This window comes from Pseudoxanthomonas sp. LjRoot204_2, from assembly GCF_056175765.1.
Genome location: NZ_JBGFFG010000437.1, coordinates 1 through 2,709, shown reverse-complemented (window position 1 = coordinate 2,709; position 2,709 = coordinate 1). Strand labels below are relative to the sequence as shown.

At 69.8% G+C, this 2,709-nt stretch carries 3 protein-coding genes and 1 pseudogene; all 4 read right to left on the bottom strand.

All coding sequences use genetic code 11. From position 1 onward, the window contains the following. Positions 1 to 180, bottom strand: a pseudogene (locus AC04L7_RS16185) (FtsH protease activity modulator HflK); the annotation flags it as partial. A gap of 218 nt (positions 181 to 398) precedes the next feature. Then, positions 399 to 1,739, bottom strand: coding sequence for a ribosome rescue GTPase HflX (gene hflX, locus AC04L7_RS16180; RefSeq protein ID WP_296280775.1), 1,341 nt, complete (start codon positions 1,737 to 1,739; stop codon positions 399 to 401). 34 nt (positions 1,740 to 1,773) lie between these two features. Further along, complete coding sequence (hfq, locus tag AC04L7_RS16175; protein WP_055941633.1) at positions 1,774 to 2,052, bottom strand: RNA chaperone Hfq; 279 nt, start codon at positions 2,050 to 2,052, stop codon at positions 1,774 to 1,776. Between the two features lie 167 nt (positions 2,053 to 2,219). Then, the coding region (locus tag AC04L7_RS16170; RefSeq protein ID WP_475513411.1) for a tRNA (adenosine(37)-N6)-dimethylallyltransferase at positions 2,220 to 2,709 on the bottom strand (490 nt) is incomplete at its 5' end.

Below are 2,709 nucleotides of genomic sequence, written 5' to 3'. Positions count from 1 at the left end.
GACCAGCACCCAGCGCAGCGGATTGCCCCCGCCGCCGACGCCACCGAACAGGCCACGCAGGCGGTCGACCACGTCGCCGATGCCACCGCCTCCCTGCGGGTTGCGCGGCTTCCAGTTGCTGTTCCGGTTGCCGTTGTTGCCAGATCCGCCACTGCCGCTGCCGGGGGTGTTCCAGGCCATGCCCACTCCGTATTGAAAGATTCGCGCGGCCGGGGCCGGCGCAGGTTTCGATTCTACTAGATAGGGACGGCGCGGCCGGGAGGCAAGGCCGGGAGGTCATGGGGCGAGCGGCATGTCGTGGGAGCGACGTAAGTCGCGATGTCTTTACCGACCTACCTGGGTCCAATCACACCCCATTCGCGACTTACGTCGCTCCCACAACAACCCAGGGCGCCTACCTACTGCCAGTCTTCCCGCTCCCCCTGCGGCAGCAGCGCCTCCAGCGGATGCCCGCCGGCCTGCGAGGCCAGCCGCTGGGCATCCGCCAGGGCCAGGTCGACGGTGACGCGCCAGCCGTTCTCTTCGAAATCCTCGGCCAGCACGGCACCCAGGGCATGCAGGCGCGAGCGCAGGCGGGCGGAGTTCGCGGGCAGGTGCAGTTCGCCGCGCACGCGCTGGAAGCCCAGCCGTTGCGCCAGCGCGCCGCGCAGCAGGTCGATGCCCTGCCCGTCGCGGGCAGACAGCCAGACGCGCTCGCGCCCCATGCCGGCACTGGGCGCGTCGCCTTCGTCGACGCCCGGATCGGGCTGATCGTGGCGCGGGGCGGCACCCTCGATGCGGTCGATCTTGTTGAACACCAGCATCTGCGGCAGGTCGCCGGCGCCGATCTCCTGCAGCACCTCGTCGACCTGGGCGATGCGTTCCTCGCGGTGCGGATCGGCAGCGTCGATGACGTGCAGCAGCAGGTCGGCTTCGCGCGCCTCGCTCAGGGTGGAGCGGAACGCGGCGACGAGTTCGTGCGGCAGGTCGCGCACGAAGCCGACGGTGTCGGCCAGCACCACGGCACCACCGGGCAGGTCGATGCGGCGCACGGTGGGATCCAGCGTGGCGAACAGCTGGTCGGCCGCGTAGGCCTCGGCGCCGGTCAGCACGTTGAACAGCGTGGACTTGCCGGCGTTGGTGTAGCCCACCAGGGCCACGCGCGGCAGTTCGCTGCGCACGCGGGCGCGGCGCATCTGGGTGCGCTGCACTTCGACTTTTTCCAGCCGCTTCTGCAGTTGCTCGACGCGCTTCTGCAGCAGGCGGCGGTCGGTTTCCAGCTGGGTTTCGCCAGGGCCGCGCAGGCCGATGGAGCCGCCACGCTGGCGTTCCAGGTGGGTCCAGCCGCGCACCAGGCGCGTGGCCATGTGGCGCAGCTGCGCCAGTTCCACCTGCAGCTTGCCTTCGTGGCTGCGCGCTCGCTGGGCGAAGATGTCCAGGATCAGCCCGGTACGGTCGAGCACGCGGCGCTGAAGCAGTTTTTCCAGGTTGCGTTCCTGGCCCGGCGACAGCGGGAAATTCACCAGCACCAGGTCGGCGCCGGTCGCGTCGGCGGCCGCCTTCACTTCTTCCAGCTTGCCGCTACCGATCAGCGTGGACGGATTGGGACGGTCGATGCGCGCGGTCAGCAGCGCGGCGACGGTCGCTCCGGCCGAGCGGGCCAGGTCGCTGAATTCCTCGGTGAGGCCGTCGTCGGGACGGCCGCCGGCATACGGCTGGATCAGCAGCGCATGCTCGCCCTTGCGGGATCTTTCAAACAATGGGGTCGTGCCTCTTCAATCGAGGCACGCATTATCACGCGGTTTCGTCGTCGCCGCCGTCCGCGTCCTCGTCACCCTGCTGCACGTAGCCGCCGCCCGGGCCAACGCGCACGTTGCGCGCCGGCACCACGGTGGAGATGGCGTGCTTGTAGACCATCTGGCTGACCGTGTTGCGCAGCAGGACCACGAACTGGTCGAAGGATTCGATGGTGCCCTGCAGCTTGATGCCGTTGACCAGGTAGACCGACACCGGGACGCGCTCGCGCCGCAGTGCATTCAGGAAAGGATCCTGCAGGGATTGCCCCTTGGACATGACGTACTCCCGCCTTGCGTTCTTATAGTTAGTTGGGTGCTGCCGTACCGGGCCGGCGAACAGCTCCCCTGCCGCCCGGAAGACCCGATGTTACACAACATCGGCCCGGCGGGGCGCCGCCAAGTGCGGCAACGGGTCCCAATTCCGGACAATGTGGCCCGGATGGCTCACGATGCCGGCAGGAACAGGCCCAGCGCCTCGTCCAGCCGGGCGCGATCGGTGGCGGGATCGAACCAGCGGACATCCCGCTCCCCGCGCAGCCAGGTCAGCTGCCGCTTGGCGAGCTGGCGGGTGGCGGCGATGGCACGCTCGCGGAAGTCGGCGGCCGTGCTCTGCCCGTCGAGGAACTCCCAGGCCTGGCGATAGCCCACCGCGCGCACCGCCGGCAGATCGAGCGGCGCGGCCACGGCCTGCATGCCGGGCAGCGCGCGCAGGCGACGCACTTCGTCCAGGAAGCCTGCGTCGAGCATCAGGTCGAAGCGTCGCGCGATGCGCGCGTGCAGCACTGCGCGGTCGGCGGGGGCCAGCACCAGCTTCAGCACGCGGAACGGCAGGCGCGCGCCGCGCGCGTCGTTCTGGAGGTCGCTGATTGGCCTGCCGGTCAGGCGATACACCTCCAGCGCGCGCTGGCTGCGCTCCGGATCGGTGGCGTGGATG

What these genes read in the sequence shown, in the direction of transcription:
- hfq (WP_055941633.1), bottom strand. Translation starts at nt 2,052, where the DNA reads ATGTCCAAGGGGCAATCCCTGCAGGATCCTTTCCTGAATGCACTGCGG.